This is a genomic window from Streptomyces sp. NPDC001406 (assembly GCF_042895285.1).
In the GTDB taxonomy this organism is placed as follows: Bacteria; Actinomycetota; Actinomycetes; order Streptomycetales; family Streptomycetaceae; genus Streptomyces.
Genome location: NZ_JBIAWG010000004.1, coordinates 113655 through 128410 on the forward strand (window position 1 = coordinate 113655; position 14756 = coordinate 128410).

Here is a 14756-nt window from a genome sequence, read left to right on the forward strand (position 1 = left end):
CACCGGACCGTTCATGACACGAGTGTCAATTGACAGCCGGGACACCATGTCGGAGGCTTCCTGACATGCCGAGTGAGAACGCCCCCGCGGGACTGCGCGAACGCAAGAAGGAGGAGACGCGGCGCCTGCTGCTCGAAGGCGGTGCACGCCTGTTCAAGGAGCGCGGCTTCGAAGGCACCACCGTCGCGGACATCGCCGCGTACGCGAACGTCTCCGTGCGGACGTTCTTCCGCTACTTCGACAGCAAGGAAGCGCTGCTGCTGCCGGACGGCGTCGAACTGTTCGCCTACGTCGAGAACGCGTTGGCCGAGCGGCCCGCCGACGAGGATCCGCTGGACGCGGTGTGCAACGCCCTGCTGGCGGCCGCGAAGCCGTTCGCCGCGTCCACGCTGACCGCCCTCAGCCACCCGCTGGAGGACATCGAGAACGTCGTCACGACACGGCTCGTACAGGCCTTCTCGGACTTCGAGGAACGCCTGACCGCTCTGGTGCTGCGCCGCCTGCCGCCGGACACGCCCGACGCCGACCTCAGGGCAGCCGTGATCGCGTGCGGGGCCCTGTCGGCGGTGCGGGCGGTACTGCGGACCCGCCGTGCGCGCCGCGCGTCGGGCATCGAGGACTCGGGCCCGGCACCACTGCTGCGCGCCTTCGACATCCTGCGCGAACTGGGCACCCCCGCCCCGTAGGTCAAAGGGCGCCCCGGGCCGGTGGGAGCGGCCCGGGGCGGGTACGCCTCGTTATCCGAGTTGTCCAGTTGTCCGAACTGGCCTTGTCCGAGTCATCCGAACTGGCCGGGCTGGTAGTCGCCGGCCGGCTGCTGGACGATGACGTTCACACGGTTGTAGGTGTTGATGACGGCGATGAGGGACACCAGGGCGGCGAGCTGGTCCTCGTCGTAGTGCTTGGCGGCGTTGGCCCAGGCCTCGGCCGTGACGCCACCGGCCGCGTCCGCGATGCGGGTGCCCTGCTCCGTCAGCTCCAGGGCAGCACGCTCTGCCTCGGTGAACACCTTCGCCTCGCGCCAGGCGGCGATCAGGTTGAGGCGCGTCGAGGTTTCCCCGGCGTGGGCGGCGTCCTTGGTGTGCATGTCGGTGCAGAAGCCGCAGCCGTTGATCTGGCTGGCGCGGATCTTCACCAGTTCCTGGGTCGCGGCCGGCAACGTCGAGTCGCTGACCACCTTTCCGGCCGAATTGATGTGCCTCAAGACCTTGGCCGCGACCGGGTTGCCGAACACATTCAGGCGAGCGTCCATCGTGATCTCCTATGCCGTTGCCGGTGGGTACACCTCCTTGACGGATCTGCTCGGCACGATGTGACAGAAGCGTCTGTGACGTGTGTTCAGTGCAGGTCGGCCCGTGCCGGACTGTCATCGAGGAAGCCCCCCGACTGGTGCTGCCACAGCTTCGCGTAGGTGCCGTCCGTCGCGAGCAGTTCCTGGTGTGTGCCCTGCTCGACGATCCGTCCGCGGTCCAGGACGATCAGCCGGTCCATGGTGGCGACCGTGCTCAGGCGGTGTGCCACCACGAGCGCCGTCCGCCCGTCCATGAGCCGCCACAGCGCCTCCTGGATCAGGATCTCGCTCTCGGAGTCCAGGGCGCTGGTCGCCTCGTCGAGCAGCAGGATCGGCGCGTCCCGCAGAATCGCCCTGGCAAGGGCGACCCGTTGGCGCTGCCCGCCGGACAGCTTGACGCCGCGCTCCCCCACCATGGTCTCGAAGCCGTCGGGCAGCGCATCGGCGAACTCCGTGACGTGCGCCGCCTCCGCCGCGCGCCGGATCTCGGCGTCGGTGGCGTTCGGCCGGGCGAACGCGATGTTGTCCCGCAGGGTCCGGTGGAACATCGCCGGGTCCTGCGGCACATACGCGATCAGGCTGCGCAGGTCGGCCTGGCGCAGTCTGCCGATGTCCTGTCCGCCGATCAGGATGCGGCCGCCGTCGATGTCGGTCATCCGCAGCAACAGCCGGGTGAGCGTGGTCTTGCCCCCACCGGACCGGCCGACGAGTCCGATCTTCGCCCCGCTCGGCACGTCCAGGTCGAGTCCTTCGAAGAGGGGCTGCGCGCCGCCATGGGCGAAGGTCACCTTCTCGAAGCGGACGTCGGCGGCCTCGCGCAGCAGCGGCTCCGGCGTCGCCGAGTCGAGCACGGTCGGCGGCACCAGCAGCAGTTCGGTGAACTGCGCGGCCTCCGTCATCGAGCTCTCCAGTCGGCGGTAGATCTGGTTGAACTCGAACATGATGCGTGTCGCGTTGGTGTAGTACGTGAAGGCGACGACGACCGCCTCCACGCCGTGGCTGCCTCCGCCGAACGCGATCGCGAGCAGCAGACCCAGCGCATTGGTCAGCACGGACATCGGTGCGACCAGCGTGTCGATGCGCAGGTTGCCGTAGTCCCATGACCGCAGTGTGAGCCGCCTCGACTCGGCGACACGGGAGCGGTGTTCGGCGGCCTCGCGTTCTTCCGCGGCGAAGGCCCGGACCGTGTCCATGTTCATCAGGCTGTCGGCGACATGGCCCGACACCCGGGCGATCGCCGCCTCGCGCTGGTCGACGAGCGCCTGGCGGCGGCGGATCAGGGGCACGACGCACACCGCCGTCAGCGCAATCATCACCAGGAGGCCGACGACCAGCATCGGCTCGTAACGCCACAGCACCACCGATCCGAACAGCAGTGGCACGAGGCTGCCCACGATCTGGAACGTCAGCGTGTCGACGAACTCCTCGAAGCGGGAGGCGAAGCTCAGGACCCGCTTGGTCAGCGAGCCTGCGAAGTTGTCGTGGAAGAACGCGGCATCCTTGGCGAACAGCTCGTCCATACCGATGACGTACATGTGCTCGATGCCCAGCGCGTCACAGCGGTTGAGGCAGTGCAGGCCGATGCGCCACAGCGTCTCCGAGAGCAGCAGCACTCCGGCGAAGACGAGGACGTAGGTCAGTGTCGAGCCCATCGCGATGTCATTGTCGTCGGCGATGCGTCCGACGAGCTTGGCAACGACCAGTGGCGCCAGGTAGTTGATGCCGATGTTCCCCAGCGCCGGCAGCAGCATGGCGGGCACCGTCCATCGCCGGAGCCGGGCCAACTCCCTTCCGTAGTAACGCAGTGCGAGCAGCACCGAGCCCTTGCGCGGCGGAGCCTCACGTGATTCGGGCGATCCCATCCCAACCCTGTAGGTGTCGTAGGGCGGCCTGCCACGTGCTGGTTCCGTGAGCTGCCTTGCCTCGGCAGCCGTGCGGAGCGGTGGTTCGGGAAGTGCCCTCGGTCGGGCGTCCTCCGGCTTGCGGGCACGACGAGGGCGCCCCCACGCAAATTCGTGGAAACGCCGAAGTATCAGTACGGGGCGGGCCAGGAATCGCAGTGTCCCGCAACGGGGCCCGCACAGTCCAAGCGTTTTCCACGCAGATCGGACACGGTCCGTCACAGGCGTGCCCGGCCTGCCTGCCCGCGGTGGGCGGACAGACCGGGCACGCCGCGGTCAGGAGCTGTAGACGCCGACCTCGTGGAGCGAGTAGCCCCAGCCGGTCCCGCGTTCCACGCCCTGGACGCGGACGTAGCGGGCGGGTGTGCCGGTGAACAGCGCGGTGTCCAGGCCGCCGTCGCCGGAGGTGGTGGACCAGGCGGTCTGCCAGTGCGCGCCGTCGGTGGAGAGCTCGATACGGTACGACTTCCCGTACGCGCGCTCCCAGTCGAGCGTGACGCGACCGACCCGGTTGGTGGAGCCCAGGTCGATACGCAGCCACTGGTCGTTGCTCCAGTCACTGGCCCAGCGGGTGTCCCGGGATCCGTCCACGGCCCGGCTCGGCGCATAGCTCGTGAACGGGTTCCACTCCGTCGAACTGGCCGTGGTCTCGGCGCCCTTGGCCAGGTCGACCCCGGCCTGGTGCCGCTCGGTGGCTCCCCAGGTGTCGAGGTAGGACTGGGCACCGCGGAAGAGGTCCTTCACCACGTCCTGGCCGCCGACGAGCCGGATGTCCTCGATCCAGTCCGGGACGAGTCCGTAGTGCGCGGCTCCGTCGGTGTTCAGGTCCCAGGTGCGCCGGCCGGTGGTCTGCCGGTCGATGACGGATCCGCCGTCGACACTGCGGAAGGGGTACACGACCTTGTTGGGGGCATCCGCGCCGCGGGGCCCCGGCCAGCCGCCGACGCCGTTCATGTCGGTGCCGTAGCCGTAGCCGACGTCGTACTTGTCCCGCAGCGCCTTCGTACGGTTCGCCTCGGCCACGAAGCCCTCCGAGCCGTGCATGTACTGGGCGATGAATCCGCCGAGGCCGTAGACCCGTTCGGTCCAGTTCAGGTCCATCCAGCTGTGCGAGGAGATGACGCCGGGGTACGCCTGCGACTCGAAGATGTCGAGCGCGCGGCCGACGGCCTTGACGCTCATGTGGTCGATCTCCAGCATCATCTTGCGTTTCATCATGCCGCGTACGGCGTACTCACCGAGGTCGGTGAGCCCGCGGGCATTGCACTGCGCGTCCGAGGCGTACGAGGGGACGCTCACGCCCGCCGGGAGTTTCGCCTCGGCCCCGGGCGCCGCGGCCGAGCCGATGGGGTTGTCGTGCTGGGGGCCGGTGCACTTCTCGGTCTTCCAGAAGGTGCCGGTGGACAGGAACTGCCCGACGTTGATGGCCGTTCCGAGGCTGCCGGAGTCGAAGCGGACACCGCACAGCGCATTGTCGAACTTGTGGCACAGGAACATGCTGCGCACGCCCAGCGAGTACAGCTCGTCCAGGCCGGCGTCGATGTCCGCCTTGCTGCACTGAGCGATGTCCAGGATCTGCTTGCAGCCGAAGGGTTCGGAGGTCTCCACTCCCAGGATGACCGCCAGCTTGCCCTGCTTGATGACGTCGCGGGCCTGCGCGCTGTCGGTGACGATCCTGAACCAGCCCTTGCCCGGGCCGCCGTACATCTTGTCGATGTAGGCCTGCAGGTCGTACGTCATCCGCGCCTGCAGCCGGATCGACGTCATCTCGTCGCAGCTGCGGTCCTTGAAGAAGTAGACCGAGCAGATGACACCGTTGGTGACGAGGTCGTTGACGAGCACCCGTTGGCCGCCGCGCCAGGACCGTTCCACCCAGGCGTAGTAGTTCTGCTGGTGGGTCAGCGAGTCGTGCGCCGGCCAGTCCTTGAACGTGGGCCAGCCGACCGGGTCGTGTCTGCCGTCACCGCCCTTGGTGATGAAGTCGAAGATCGCGAGGGAACCGTCGGGGTAGTGCTCGGGACAGTCCTTGAGCGCGTCGGCGATCCCTGCCTCGGAGAACGTCTTGCCGCAGATGAGCCGCCCGCCGAAGGCCTCGTTGGCGAACAGGTGGTCGTGGGCGTCGACGAAACCGCGTACGTCGCCCCTGGCGTCGGTGCCGGTGAACGGCTCGCCGGTGACATTGATCTGGGAGTCCGGCGTGGGTCGTGCGGTCGGAACCCACCAGTCGTTGCCGGCCGCCGAACTCGGGGTGGGGCCAAGGACTGCGGCCAGTACGAGGAGGAGCAGCGAGACCACGGTGACGTCTTTGCGTCTGCGGTACGGGCGTCCGGTCACGGTCACACACCCACGTCCCTCGGTCGGCGGAAGCGCGGCCGACGAGCCGGGACGTGGCCAGCAGACCCACCCGACTTGACATGACCCGCGCAAGATATGCCGACGAGGATCGCCACTGTTGCACGCGGAGTCAATAGGCGTGAACGGTCGACCTGCCGAACGGCGGCCCCCAACTCCCTACTGGAGGCTGGGCTCGTGGCCATGGGTGGGATCGGCCGAGCAGACGAAGACGTCGAGGTGGCCACCTCTGCCGACGCTCACCCGGGTGGGTACGTTCAGGCCGTACGTGCCCGCCCGCGCGCGGTCTTCGAGCGGGGTCCAACTGCTGCGGACGCCTCCCCACTCGGCGGAGGCGATGGTCAGCAGCAGTTCCATGGGACTGCCGCACGGGCAGACGACCTCACGGGGCCCGGTCACACCCCAAGCCGCGAAGCCGCCGGCCTTCCAGCCGGGGGCGACGGAAAAGTCCCCGTCGTAGGAGAGCGGCTCTTCCTCGTCGGCCTCCTCCCCAAGCGCCTCCTCCCACTCCTCGATGCGCAGTTGCAGGTCCGTGGGCAACAGTTCGGCCCACTCGTGCTCCGTCACCTGTTCGGGGTGGAGCGTGCAGGGTTCCGGTACGTATCCCTCGTAGCCGACCAGCGCGGGGAGCGGCGGCCGGGCCAAGAGCTCACCGACCTCGGCCGCAGTGCGCCAGACCAGGTGCACGTCCGGTGCGGGCGGTGAGCCGTGCGCGTCGAACGGGCACCACAGCACCTGAAGAAGGTCGCGTCCTTCACAGCTGCGCCAGCGGCAGGAGGGGGATGGGATCGGTGTCGTCGACCCCAGGCACGCGGTGCTCGCGCCCGAGTGACCTCAGGACGCCCCGCTCCTCGTCCGTGGGCCCCGCGTCACCCGGCAGCCAGGCTTGCGCGAGCACACGGCGCTGCTCGTGAACGTCCTCGATCCGCCGGCCCCTGCTGCGCGGATGCGGCTTCCGGCAGACCGGCCACAACTCATCCATGGGCCACAGGAGGGGACCACCCACGGAACTCTCGCCGGGCTTCGGCACTCCGGGACGCGGGTGAAGCCGGGTGCAGACAGCCCGGTGGTCGGCCAGCTCGGGGAACTCCGCCTCGATGTCCAGGGGGCGGGGTGGTGTGCTGCGGGTCATGGCCATCCTTGCTTTCGCGACGACCGCGGGCCGCCCAGGATATTCGCGCACGCCGGCCTCGGACGCCGCTGAGGGCGCCGCCCGGGCTCACGGTGACGGCCCGGGGTGTGCGGCCTTCGGCCGATGGACCTGGGCTTCGGTGCCCCGTCTGATCTCGCCGATTGCCCGGCGATCGCGAGGGACCCGTCCTGATGGATCACGCCGAGGGCCTCGTGGGGCAAACCGGTGCGCAGGTGGACCAGGGTGACCAGCAGTCGGTCGGTGAACAGCGACGCGTACCTCACCGCCTGTTGAAGACGAGGTCAGGCAGGCTGCCACAGTTCGATTCGGTTGCCCTCGGGGTCGGTGACCCAGCCGAATCGGCCGATGCCCTCCATGTCCTGCGTCTCTTCGGCCACGTCCGCTCCCTCGGCGCGCAGTTGCGCGAGCATCGCGTCCAGGTCGCGGACCCGGAAGTTGAGCATGGTCTGCTGGGCGCGGGACCCGAAGTAGTCGGTCTCGGACTCGAACGGCGCGAACACCGTCGGCCCGGCTCCCTGGCTCCACAGGCCGTTCTCGTCGGCGTCCAGGCCCAGGCAATCGCGGTACCACGCGCTCAGCGCCGCCGGGTCGGCGGCCCGCATGAAGTAACCACCGATTCCAAGCACACGTTCCATGCCGCCATCTTGCCAGGACGGCGGCCGGGCGGGCTCTACAACCCCGGCTTGACGGTCTTCATCGTGAAGGGCGACGTGACGTTCTTGATCCGCGGGATCGTCATGACCCGTTGGCTGAGGAACGCCTCGTGCGCCGGCAGGTCGGCGACGGCCACCCGTACGAAGTAGTCGGGCGCGCCGAACAGCCGTCGGAGACCGTGCGCCCCGGCCGCACCATCGAACTCCTCGAAGCGGTCGTACGGATCGCCGACCGCCCGGTGGTCCGCGCCCGCGCCTGGCTGCTCGCGGCGCTTGACACCACCGCCGTGGCAGGAGGCCCCGGCGAGCGGCTCGCCCCGCCGGAGAGCCTCGCCGCGTGGCCGATGGCCGACGTGTGGCCCGGCGGCTACATCGCCTCCCTCGACGTCCGCCCGGTCGGCCCACCCCGGCCGGGCCGCACCACGGCCTGGGTCTCCACCCCGCTCGCCCTCGTCGCCGACGAGCCGAGCAGCCCGCTCGCGTCCTATCTCGCTCTCGTCGACACGGCCGATGGCATCGCCGTACGACAGCCGCCCACGGAGTGGATGTTCCCCAACGTCGATCTGACCGTCCACCTGCACCGCCGGCCCCGGGGCACCTGGACGGGCTTGGACACCACCGTCACCTTCGGCCCCACCGGCCAGGGCCTGACCAGCACCGTCCTGCACGACGTCGACGGCCCCGTCGGCCACGCCCAGCAGATCCTGACCGTCCGCCCTCAGCCGGACCGCTGAGCCGGCGCAGGCAGGCGGGATCCGCTTCCACCAGCACCGTGCTGCACGACCTCGCGAGAGGGCCCCCGGATGGTTCCGAAGGGCCCTCTTGTGTCCTGCAGGGATCAGTGCGCGGCTGGAACTGTCCGTGCGGACGAGGCTGTCGCGGGCTTGGGATTGAGCAGTCGCTCGGCCAACTCGCCGAAGACGAGACCGAATCCGACCCACAGCACCGTCTGGATGGCCAGCGCGGAGAGCCGGAAGCGCCACAGCAGGGTCGCCGGGAAGTCCTTCGGTACCTCGTTGATGACGGGCAGGAACGCGAACGCGAGCCCGATGGCGACGGCGAAGGCCGCCACCGCGGCGACGGTCGCGTACCAAGTGCCCAGCGAGGGCGCGAGCCGCTTGCCCAGGATGGTGGCGGCGATCGCGAGGAGGACGCTGAGCGCCATCATCAGGAAGTACAGGGTGGTGCGCTTGCCGATGGTGTCGGGGTCGCCCACGGAGGGCGGATTGGCGGGGTACTTGATGAACGGCACGACGTACACGGCCAGCAGTGCGCAGCCGGACAGCAGCAGCGCGGTCGCCCGGGGGCTGAACCGGCCGACGCGGCCGAGCGCGAAGCAGAACGCGAGCGCCGCGATGCCGCCGAAGGCGACCCCGTAGACCAGGACGCCGGTGGCGAGTCCGGCGGTGGACTGCAGGGAGCGGGAGACGACCTCCATCTCGTGCTCGTGGGAGTGCGCCTCCTCGAAGCTGATCGCGTTGTCGACACTCGGCTCACCGAGGAAGTAGGCGACGACGAGGGCGAGCACGCCGGCGCCCAGGCCGGCGAGCATGCCCCGCACGAGGAGGTTTCTTACGGTTGTGGAGTTCATGGTTGTGCGGCGCCCCTCGCGTCAGTGGCAGGGGAAACCGAGCAGATGGCGGGCGTCGTGCACCCACTCGTGGACGTCCGTGCCGTTGAACACGGAGGTGGCGCCCTGCTCGGCGCCGACGAAGTACAGCAGGACCAGCATCAGGATGCCGAAGAAGACCGCCCAGGGTGCTATCGCCTTCAGCGGCAGCGTGGCGGGAACTACGGGGGTGGTGGCTGTCGGCTGGGCGACGGTCTGCGCCATGGCAGGGCCTCCTCTGGGAGTTCGCGTCCCATCTCGGTGGTGCACTGGACGACGGCCACGGGTCTGACTCACGAAACGCCCGAGGGGCCCTTCGCATACAGTGGCGCGACCGTGCCGGATTCCCACCGGCTTCCGTCTCGCCGTCGTCGATATCGAACCGACGGTACCGCGTGTCGGGAGCATGGCCAAGACCGCACCCACCAGGCGTGATCTTCCTCTCCCGGCGGGCGGTCCGACGGAGCGGGCGTGGGATCAACTCCCCGTCAGGTGTGACAGGTGCAGGATCGGGGTCGCGGGGACCGTGGCCGGGATGCGCTCCAGGACCCCGCCCGCGAAGACGTCGTACAGGGGCAGCGTCTCCAGGTGCACATAGCCGATGTGGCAGTCGCAGGCGGCGAGTGGGCAGGGGCGGGGGCGCAGGGCGGTGCGGTAGGAGCCGTCGTAGAGGTTGCCGAGCGGGGTGGGCACGAAGTGGCAGCGGCGGACGGTGCCTTCGCCGTCGACGGAGATCACGGAGTCGCCGGTGCGGCAGGGCAGTCCCGCGCTGGTGTGCGGGTGCCGGCTGTACGGGAAGAGCGGGTCCAGGGCCGTCCACCGGTCGGCCTCCGCGTCGGTGTAGGTGTGTCCCTCGGCGGCGTTGACCCACAGGTAGACGTGCTCGGGCAGGTCGGCGCGCAGGCGCCGGGCCCCGTCGAGATGGTCGGGCAGGCCGACGATGCCGACGCTGAAGCGGATGCCGCGCTCGGCCAGTTCGCGGCATTTGGTGAGGAAGCGGTCGTACGGGGTCTGTCCCGGGTGGTAGGTGCACCACAGGGCCAGCGTGTCGCGCTCGGCCTCGGCGAGCCAGTCGGTACGGCAGCTGAGGTTGGTCTGGATCGCCACGCGCCGGATGTGCGGCAGGTGGGACAGCTCGGCGAGGGTGCGCCGGTACCAGGAGCGGACCAGGCCCTCTCCCCAGGGGGTGAACAGGAGGGACAGGCGGTCGCCGGTCTGCTGCCGGGCCCAGGCCGCGAAGCGCTCCAAGGAGGCGCGGTCCGCGCGCAGTTGGGCGCCCGTGTCGCGCCGCTTGGCGAAGGGGCAGTAGGGGCAGTCGTAGTCGCAGGAGGCGAGGGGGCCCCGGTAGAGGAGGGTGAGGTCCATGGCGGGCCGGTCACTTCCTCTCGTAGGCGGCCATGGCGGCCCGGACCGCCGGCGAGAACAGGTCGGGGCCGATCGCGTCGGAGTGGGCGAGTCCCTCGGGGGTGAGTCTGAGGGTCGCGCGGTCGTCGGTCAGCCAGCCCAGGTCGGCGAAGCGGGCGAGTTCGGGGCCGAAGTGGTCGGCGGGGGTGGTGCCGAAGCGGGCACGGTAGTCGTCGAGGCGCAGGCCCTCGGCCTGGAGCAGGGACTGCAGGAGGTGCCGGCGGCGGGCCTCGTCGGTGTCGATGGGGCGGCCGTACTCGGCGTGGGCGAAGTCGGCGGCCGGGCGGGACACGTAGTCGTCGATGATCGCGCGTATCTCGTGCATGTCCACGGCGTAGTCGAAGGAGTAGTGCAGAGCGGCCGTGTAGGAGCGGGCGCCGCAGCCGAGGCCGATCATCCCGTCGGTCTGGCAGGCGTAGTCGTCGGCGCCCTGGGGCGGGGCGTCGGTGCGGCGGAACATGCGCATGGACTGCTGGGTGTAGCCGTGCGCGAGAAGGTGGTCGCGGCCGACGCGGTACAGGCGCAGCCGCTGTTCGTCCCAGGCGGGGTCGGGGCCGCTACCGCGTCGGCCCAGGCCGGTCAGGGGGCGGACGTAGAGGGGGTAGAGGTAGAGCTCCTCGGGACGCCAGGCGAGGGCGGCGTCGAGGGAGTGCAGCCAGGTCCGTTCCGTCTGGCCGTCGATGCCGTAGATGAGGTCGATGTTGAGGACGGGAATGCCGGTGTCACGGATGCGGGCGAGGGCCGACTCCACGTCGGCGCGGCGCTGCGGGCGTACGGCGGCACGGGCCTCGGAGTCGACGAAGCTCTGCACGCCCAGGCTCAGCCGGGTGGTGCCGCGGTCGGCGAGGACCGTGAGCCGGTCGGCGGTGGCGGTGGCCGGGGAGGCCTCGACCGACAGCGGGACGGCGCTCAGGTCGGCGCCCATGCGGTGTTCGGCGATGCCACACAGCCGTTCGAGCTCGGTGGCGGTGAGGAAGGTCGGGGTGCCGCCGCCGAAGGCCGCCGTGGCGAAGCGGACCTCGTCCGTGTCTCCGAGCGCTTCGCGTACGGCCCCCGCCTGGCGTTCCAGGGCGTCCAGGTAGGCGCCGGTCAGGCCGTCGGGGGCGCCGATGCGGGTGAAGAGGTTGCAGAAACCGCAGCGGACTTCGCAGAAGGGGATGTGGAGGTAGAGGGAGAGGGTGTCCTTGGGCTCGGCCGCCCAGAGGGTGTTCAGCAGGGGGCGGTCGTGGAGCCGGCGGTAGGCGGTCTTGTGGGGGTAGGCGTACACGTAGCTCTGGTAGGGGCTGGTCGCCGTCGTCTGCTCGGCGGTGGTCATCGGGCGGCCTCCGTCGGGCGGGATGCGGGGTCCAGGAAGAAGTGGGCGTAGGGCACGGTCCAGACGGACTCGTGGCCGAGGCGGTGGCCGGTGTATCCGTCGTCGCCGTAGGCGGTGCCGTGGTCGGAACAGACGACGGCGAAGCAGCGGCGTCTGCTGCTCGCGGCGGCGAAGAGCCGTCCGATGTGCCGGTCCACGTACTCCAGGGCGGCGGCGTGCGTGGCGCGGGTGTCCCCGGCCTCGCGGGTCGCGCCGGGCAGGTGGAACCAGTTCGGCTGGTGCAGGGCGGACACGTTGACGAAGAGGAACAGCCGTTGTTCCGTGGGAAGTTCGCGTACGACGCGTTCGGCGCACGCCACCTGGTTCTCGAAGGAGTCGGGGTCGGTGACGCCGAACTCCGGGGCCCAGTGGGACTCATGGAACAGGCCGGGCAGCACCGAGCCCAGGGGGCCGAGCTTGTTGAAGAAGCCCACGCCTCCGATGCACACGGTGTGATAGCCCACCTTGGCGAGGCCGGAGACGAGATCCGGGGTGTCGTAGACGAAGGTGCCCGCGGCGGTGGTCTCGCTGCCCGCGAAGCCCGCCGCGAACAGCCGCGGATGCGGGCCGGGGGCGGCCGGGGTGGGCAGGAAGCCCGCGAAGATCGCCTGGTGGGAGGCATAGGTGAAGCTGCCCGGGGCGTGGCGCTTCTCCCAGCGGCCGCCGGGGAGATGACGGGCCAGGTTCGGCAGGCGGCCCGCCGCGGCCAGTTCGGCGGCGACGTCGTGGCGGAGGGTGTCGAGGGTGACCAGGAGGATGTCGTGGCTGCCGACGATCTCGTTCATGTCCGGCGCGTGCGGAACATGCGGCTGATGCGGCGCACCCTGCGCGGGGGGCTCATCCGGCTCGCCCGGCGCTTGAGGCGCGGTGGGGGTGCTCCGGAGTGCGAGCGGCTCAGGCGTCGGGGCGGGCGAGGGCATGCGGGTTTCCTTCTCTGTACTGGTGGTGCGAAGAGGCGGCCGGCCGGTCCGGGGCGAAGCGGCGCAGCGCGGCGGCCACCTGGGTGGCGTAGGTGTCGAGGCCCTCGGCGCCGCTGCCGGGCAGGCCGGTGAGGCGCGGCAGCAGGTCGCCGAACGCGTTCACCTCGCCCACCGCCGCTCGGCGCCAGCCCACGGCGGGCAGCAGATCGACGCCGACGCAGAGCGTGCGCGGGAAGCAGGCCGCGGCCCGCTCGCACACGTCGAGCAGATCGGTCCAGCGCGCGCCCGCCGCCTCGACGGCCTGCCGGGCCGCGTCGAGATCGCCCCGGCGGCCGCCGAGGTGGAGATTGGTCAGGGGTGAGCGGCTGGTGCGGACGACCGCGTGGGTGGCGCGGCCGGCCACGACGACGACCCGCAAGTCGGCCGCGCGCCCCTCCTGGGAGGCCTTCGGCAGCCAGCGTTCCAGATGCAGCCCGTCCGGGGCGAGCGCGTCGACGACGGCCGCGATGTCCGCCTCGCGTTCGTAGCGGCGCACCTTGAGGGAGTTGTAGAGGCGGCCGTCCGGCGCGCGTTCCACGGATGTGGTCGCCCTGATCCGGCCGCCGCCGCCCGACTCCACGGCGAGCACACCCGAAGCGGACGAACCGTGCGCGGGTTTGACGAACAGCCGGGGCATGCGGTGTTCCCGCATCAGCGCCCGTACGTCGTCCCAGCCGCGCACCGGTGCGGCTTCCGGCCCCGAGGTGGGCGAGTCGGGCACCGGCACGCCGGCCGCGTCGAGCACGGCGTGGCAGCGCCGCTTGTCGAAGAGGACGGGGAGGTCGGCCGGGTCGTCGAGCCGGATGCCGCCGCGCAGCCGACGCAGCGCGGTCATGAACCCGGCGTACCAGCGTGCCGAACCCTCGACCCGGGTGGGGTCCTGGGCACCGCGCAGCAACCGGTCGACCTCGGCGTTCTCACCGGGCGAGTCGATCCGGACGATCTCCTCGGCCCCGAACTCGGCCGCGAACTCAGCCCCGGACTCGGCTCCGCCCGCGCGCAGCACGTCGGTCCAGGCGACGATGCGCGGAGCGGCGAGTCCGGCCGCGCGCACCGCGTCCCCGAAGAGGGTGACACGGCGGTTCTCGGGGTTGCCCACGACCACGAAGCGCGGGCCCGGGTCATTCGCCGACGGCGACATAGCGTGCCTCGGGGTTGTACGAGCTGCGGGGCGCCGCAGTGAGTGCGAGATCGACTCCGTGCGGCTCCAGCGTTTCGCGCAGGCGCTGGGCCAGTTCGTCGCTCAGGAAGTTGTACCGCAGGTCGAGAGCGCGCAGATGGGTCAGGGGCTGACCCGAAAGGAGCGCGCCCGCGCCCTCGTCCCCGAGGGTGCCCATGCTCAGGTCGAGCGAGGTGAGGCCCGCGACGACAGGTGCCTGGGCCACCGCGGCGGCCACGGCGTCCTGGATGTCGCTGTTCTTCACCCCCAGGTGTCGCAGTTCGGGGCAGTGGCCCAGCGCGGTGAGGAGCGCGGTGACGTCCTCGGCCTCGCAGTCGCCGCCGAAATCGGGGGTGCCCAGCCACAACTCCAGGTGGCGCAGGGCCGGGAACGTGCAGGCGGCCAGGGCGCGTACGGGCTGCGCGGGCATCCCCCCGGACTCGATGCGCAGGGTGCGCAGCCGGTCGTGGCGCACGGGCTCGATCACCAGCCCCTCGCCTCCGCGTACCCCGATCTCCTCCAGTTCGGGCCAGGCGCGCAGGACGCGGGAAAGGTGACCCTGGCGGATCCAGGAGATCTCGGTCTCCTCGGACTCGACGTCCGCGAGGAACAGGGCGCGCAGCCGCGGGAACCGATGTGCCTCGGCCGTGAGCAGGTCGAGCACGGGGTCGATGCCGTGTTCGTCCCACGACTGCCACCAGGCGCCGATGACGAGCGCGGTGACCTCCTCGGCGTGGACCTCGTCGAGGAACCGCTGCCAGAGCGGTTCGAAGGCATGCTGACGGTCGGCGCTCAGCTTCCACGCGACCGAGGCGGGTTCGGGACGGGGCCGGCCACGGCCGTCACCATCCACGTCGAAGAGGCGTACGGGCAGACCGTGGAACCGCTTGAGGTACGAGGGGTAGTGGCTCATGGGGCTCG

Annotated in this window: 15 protein-coding genes, 1 pseudogene and 1 riboswitch; of the genes and pseudogenes, 2 read left to right on the top strand and 14 right to left on the bottom strand. The window is 70.5% G+C overall.

Annotated elements, in window-relative coordinates; translation table 11 throughout:
* Positions 1 to 65 precede the first annotated feature (65 nt).
* On the top strand, positions 66 to 686 hold the full coding sequence (locus ACFY1J_RS10765) for a TetR/AcrR family transcriptional regulator (protein ID WP_390706147.1): 621 nt from the start codon (positions 66 to 68) through the stop codon (positions 684 to 686).
* A 92-nt stretch (positions 687 to 778) separates the two neighbouring features.
* Here the strand turns inward: ACFY1J_RS10765 and ACFY1J_RS10770 are convergent, their stop codons facing one another.
* The 7 genes from ACFY1J_RS10770 to ACFY1J_RS10800 all read right to left on the bottom strand — a co-directional run bounded on the left by ACFY1J_RS10770 (position 779) and on the right by ACFY1J_RS10800 (position 7487).
* Entirely contained in the window at positions 779 to 1252 is a 474-nt protein-coding gene (locus ACFY1J_RS10770; protein ID WP_390706146.1) for a carboxymuconolactone decarboxylase family protein, read from the bottom strand.
* Between the two features lie 86 nt (positions 1253 to 1338).
* Positions 1339 to 3153 carry an ABC transporter ATP-binding protein gene (locus tag ACFY1J_RS10775; protein WP_390706145.1) on the bottom strand — a complete coding sequence of 605 codons (1815 nt, stop codon included), beginning with the start codon at positions 3151 to 3153 and terminating at the stop codon, positions 1339 to 1341.
* A 315-nt stretch (positions 3154 to 3468) separates the two neighbouring features.
* Positions 3469 to 5532: a discoidin domain-containing protein gene (locus tag ACFY1J_RS10780; protein WP_390731062.1), complete on the bottom strand. Its 2064-nt coding sequence runs from the start codon at positions 5530 to 5532 to the stop codon at positions 3469 to 3471.
* A gap of 171 nt (positions 5533 to 5703) precedes the next feature.
* The gene (locus ACFY1J_RS10785) at positions 5704 to 6279 is read right to left on the bottom strand and encodes a hypothetical protein (RefSeq protein ID WP_390731063.1); all 576 of its coding nucleotides are present in this window, start codon (positions 6277 to 6279) and stop codon (positions 5704 to 5706) included.
* Between the two features lie 19 nt (positions 6280 to 6298).
* Positions 6299 to 6676 carry a hypothetical protein gene (locus tag ACFY1J_RS10790; RefSeq protein ID WP_390731064.1) on the bottom strand — a complete coding sequence of 126 codons (378 nt, stop codon included), beginning with the start codon at positions 6674 to 6676 and terminating at the stop codon, positions 6299 to 6301.
* Positions 6677 to 6978: 302 nt separating this feature from the next.
* Positions 6979 to 7332 (bottom strand): VOC family protein, encoded by a 354-nt coding sequence (locus ACFY1J_RS10795; RefSeq protein WP_390731065.1) that lies wholly within the window; start codon positions 7330 to 7332, stop codon positions 6979 to 6981.
* Between the two features lie 35 nt (positions 7333 to 7367).
* Positions 7368 to 7487, bottom strand: a complete 120-nt coding sequence (locus tag ACFY1J_RS10800; RefSeq protein WP_390731066.1) for a hypothetical protein — start codon at positions 7485 to 7487, stop codon at positions 7368 to 7370.
* Between the two features lie 30 nt (positions 7488 to 7517).
* Between ACFY1J_RS10800 and ACFY1J_RS10805 the strand changes: the two are divergent.
* Positions 7518 to 8084, top strand: a pseudogene (locus ACFY1J_RS10805) (thioesterase family protein); the annotation flags it as partial.
* A gap of 104 nt (positions 8085 to 8188) precedes the next feature.
* On the opposite strand, the gene ACFY1J_RS10810 reads toward ACFY1J_RS10805, so the two are convergent.
* The 7 genes from ACFY1J_RS10810 to ACFY1J_RS10840 form a co-directional block, all read right to left on the bottom strand.
* Positions 8189 to 8941: a CbtA family protein gene (locus ACFY1J_RS10810; RefSeq protein ID WP_390706140.1), complete on the bottom strand. Its 753-nt coding sequence runs from the start codon at positions 8939 to 8941 to the stop codon at positions 8189 to 8191.
* A gap of 21 nt (positions 8942 to 8962) precedes the next feature.
* Entirely contained in the window at positions 8963 to 9184 is a 222-nt protein-coding gene (locus ACFY1J_RS10815) for a CbtB-domain containing protein (protein ID WP_031170427.1), read from the bottom strand.
* Between the two features lie 35 nt (positions 9185 to 9219).
* A riboswitch (cobalamin riboswitch) is annotated at positions 9220 to 9361 on the bottom strand.
* 75 nt (positions 9362 to 9436) lie between these two features.
* Complete coding sequence (locus ACFY1J_RS10820) at positions 9437 to 10324, bottom strand: STM4011 family radical SAM protein (RefSeq protein ID WP_390706139.1); 888 nt, start codon at positions 10322 to 10324, stop codon at positions 9437 to 9439.
* A 10-nt stretch (positions 10325 to 10334) separates the two neighbouring features.
* Entirely contained in the window at positions 10335 to 11678 is a 1344-nt protein-coding gene (locus ACFY1J_RS10825; RefSeq protein WP_390706138.1) for an STM4012 family radical SAM protein, read from the bottom strand.
* Positions 11675 to 12502: an STM4013/SEN3800 family hydrolase gene (locus ACFY1J_RS10830; RefSeq protein WP_390706137.1), complete on the bottom strand. Its 828-nt coding sequence runs from the start codon at positions 12500 to 12502 to the stop codon at positions 11675 to 11677. The genes ACFY1J_RS10825 and ACFY1J_RS10830 overlap by 4 nt, the downstream gene beginning before the upstream one ends.
* A 109-nt stretch (positions 12503 to 12611) precedes the next feature.
* Entirely contained in the window at positions 12612 to 13817 is a 1206-nt protein-coding gene (locus tag ACFY1J_RS10835) for an STM4014 family protein (protein ID WP_390706136.1), read from the bottom strand.
* Entirely contained in the window at positions 13798 to 14748 is a 951-nt protein-coding gene (locus ACFY1J_RS10840) for an STM4015 family protein (RefSeq protein ID WP_390731067.1), read from the bottom strand. Before ACFY1J_RS10840 ends, ACFY1J_RS10835 begins: the two co-directional genes overlap by 20 nt.
* Positions 14749 to 14756: the final 8 nt, after the last annotated feature.

Bases quoted from the DNA above. Each gene is read 5' to 3' on its own strand.
- ACFY1J_RS10770 (WP_390706146.1), bottom strand. From the start codon at position 1,252: ATGGACGCTCGCCTGAATGTGTTCGGCAACCCGGTCGCGGCCAAGGTC.
- ACFY1J_RS10790 (WP_390731064.1), bottom strand. From the start codon at position 6,676: ATGACCCGCAGCACACCACCCCGCCCCCTGGACATCGAGGCGGAGTTC.
- ACFY1J_RS10825 (WP_390706138.1), bottom strand. From the start codon at position 11,678: ATGACCACCGCCGAGCAGACGACGGCGACCAGCCCCTACCAGAGCTAC.
- ACFY1J_RS10835 (WP_390706136.1), bottom strand. From the start codon at position 13,817: ATGTCGCCGTCGGCGAATGACCCGGGCCCGCGCTTCGTGGTCGTGGGC.
- ACFY1J_RS10830 (WP_390706137.1), bottom strand. From the start codon at position 12,502: ATGAACGAGATCGTCGGCAGCCACGACATCCTCCTGGTCACCCTCGAC.
- ACFY1J_RS10765 (WP_390706147.1), top strand. From the start codon at position 66: ATGCCGAGTGAGAACGCCCCCGCGGGACTGCGCGAACGCAAGAAGGAG.
- ACFY1J_RS10775 (WP_390706145.1), bottom strand. From the start codon at position 3,153: ATGGGATCGCCCGAATCACGTGAGGCTCCGCCGCGCAAGGGCTCGGTG.
- ACFY1J_RS10820 (WP_390706139.1), bottom strand. From the start codon at position 10,324: ATGGACCTCACCCTCCTCTACCGGGGCCCCCTCGCCTCCTGCGACTAC.
- ACFY1J_RS10810 (WP_390706140.1), bottom strand. From the start codon at position 8,941: ATGAACTCCACAACCGTAAGAAACCTCCTCGTGCGGGGCATGCTCGCC.
- ACFY1J_RS10840 (WP_390731067.1), bottom strand. From the start codon at position 14,748: ATGAGCCACTACCCCTCGTACCTCAAGCGGTTCCACGGTCTGCCCGTA.
- ACFY1J_RS10795 (WP_390731065.1), bottom strand. From the start codon at position 7,332: ATGGAACGTGTGCTTGGAATCGGTGGTTACTTCATGCGGGCCGCCGAC.
- ACFY1J_RS10815 (WP_031170427.1), bottom strand. From the start codon at position 9,184: ATGGCGCAGACCGTCGCCCAGCCGACAGCCACCACCCCCGTAGTTCCC.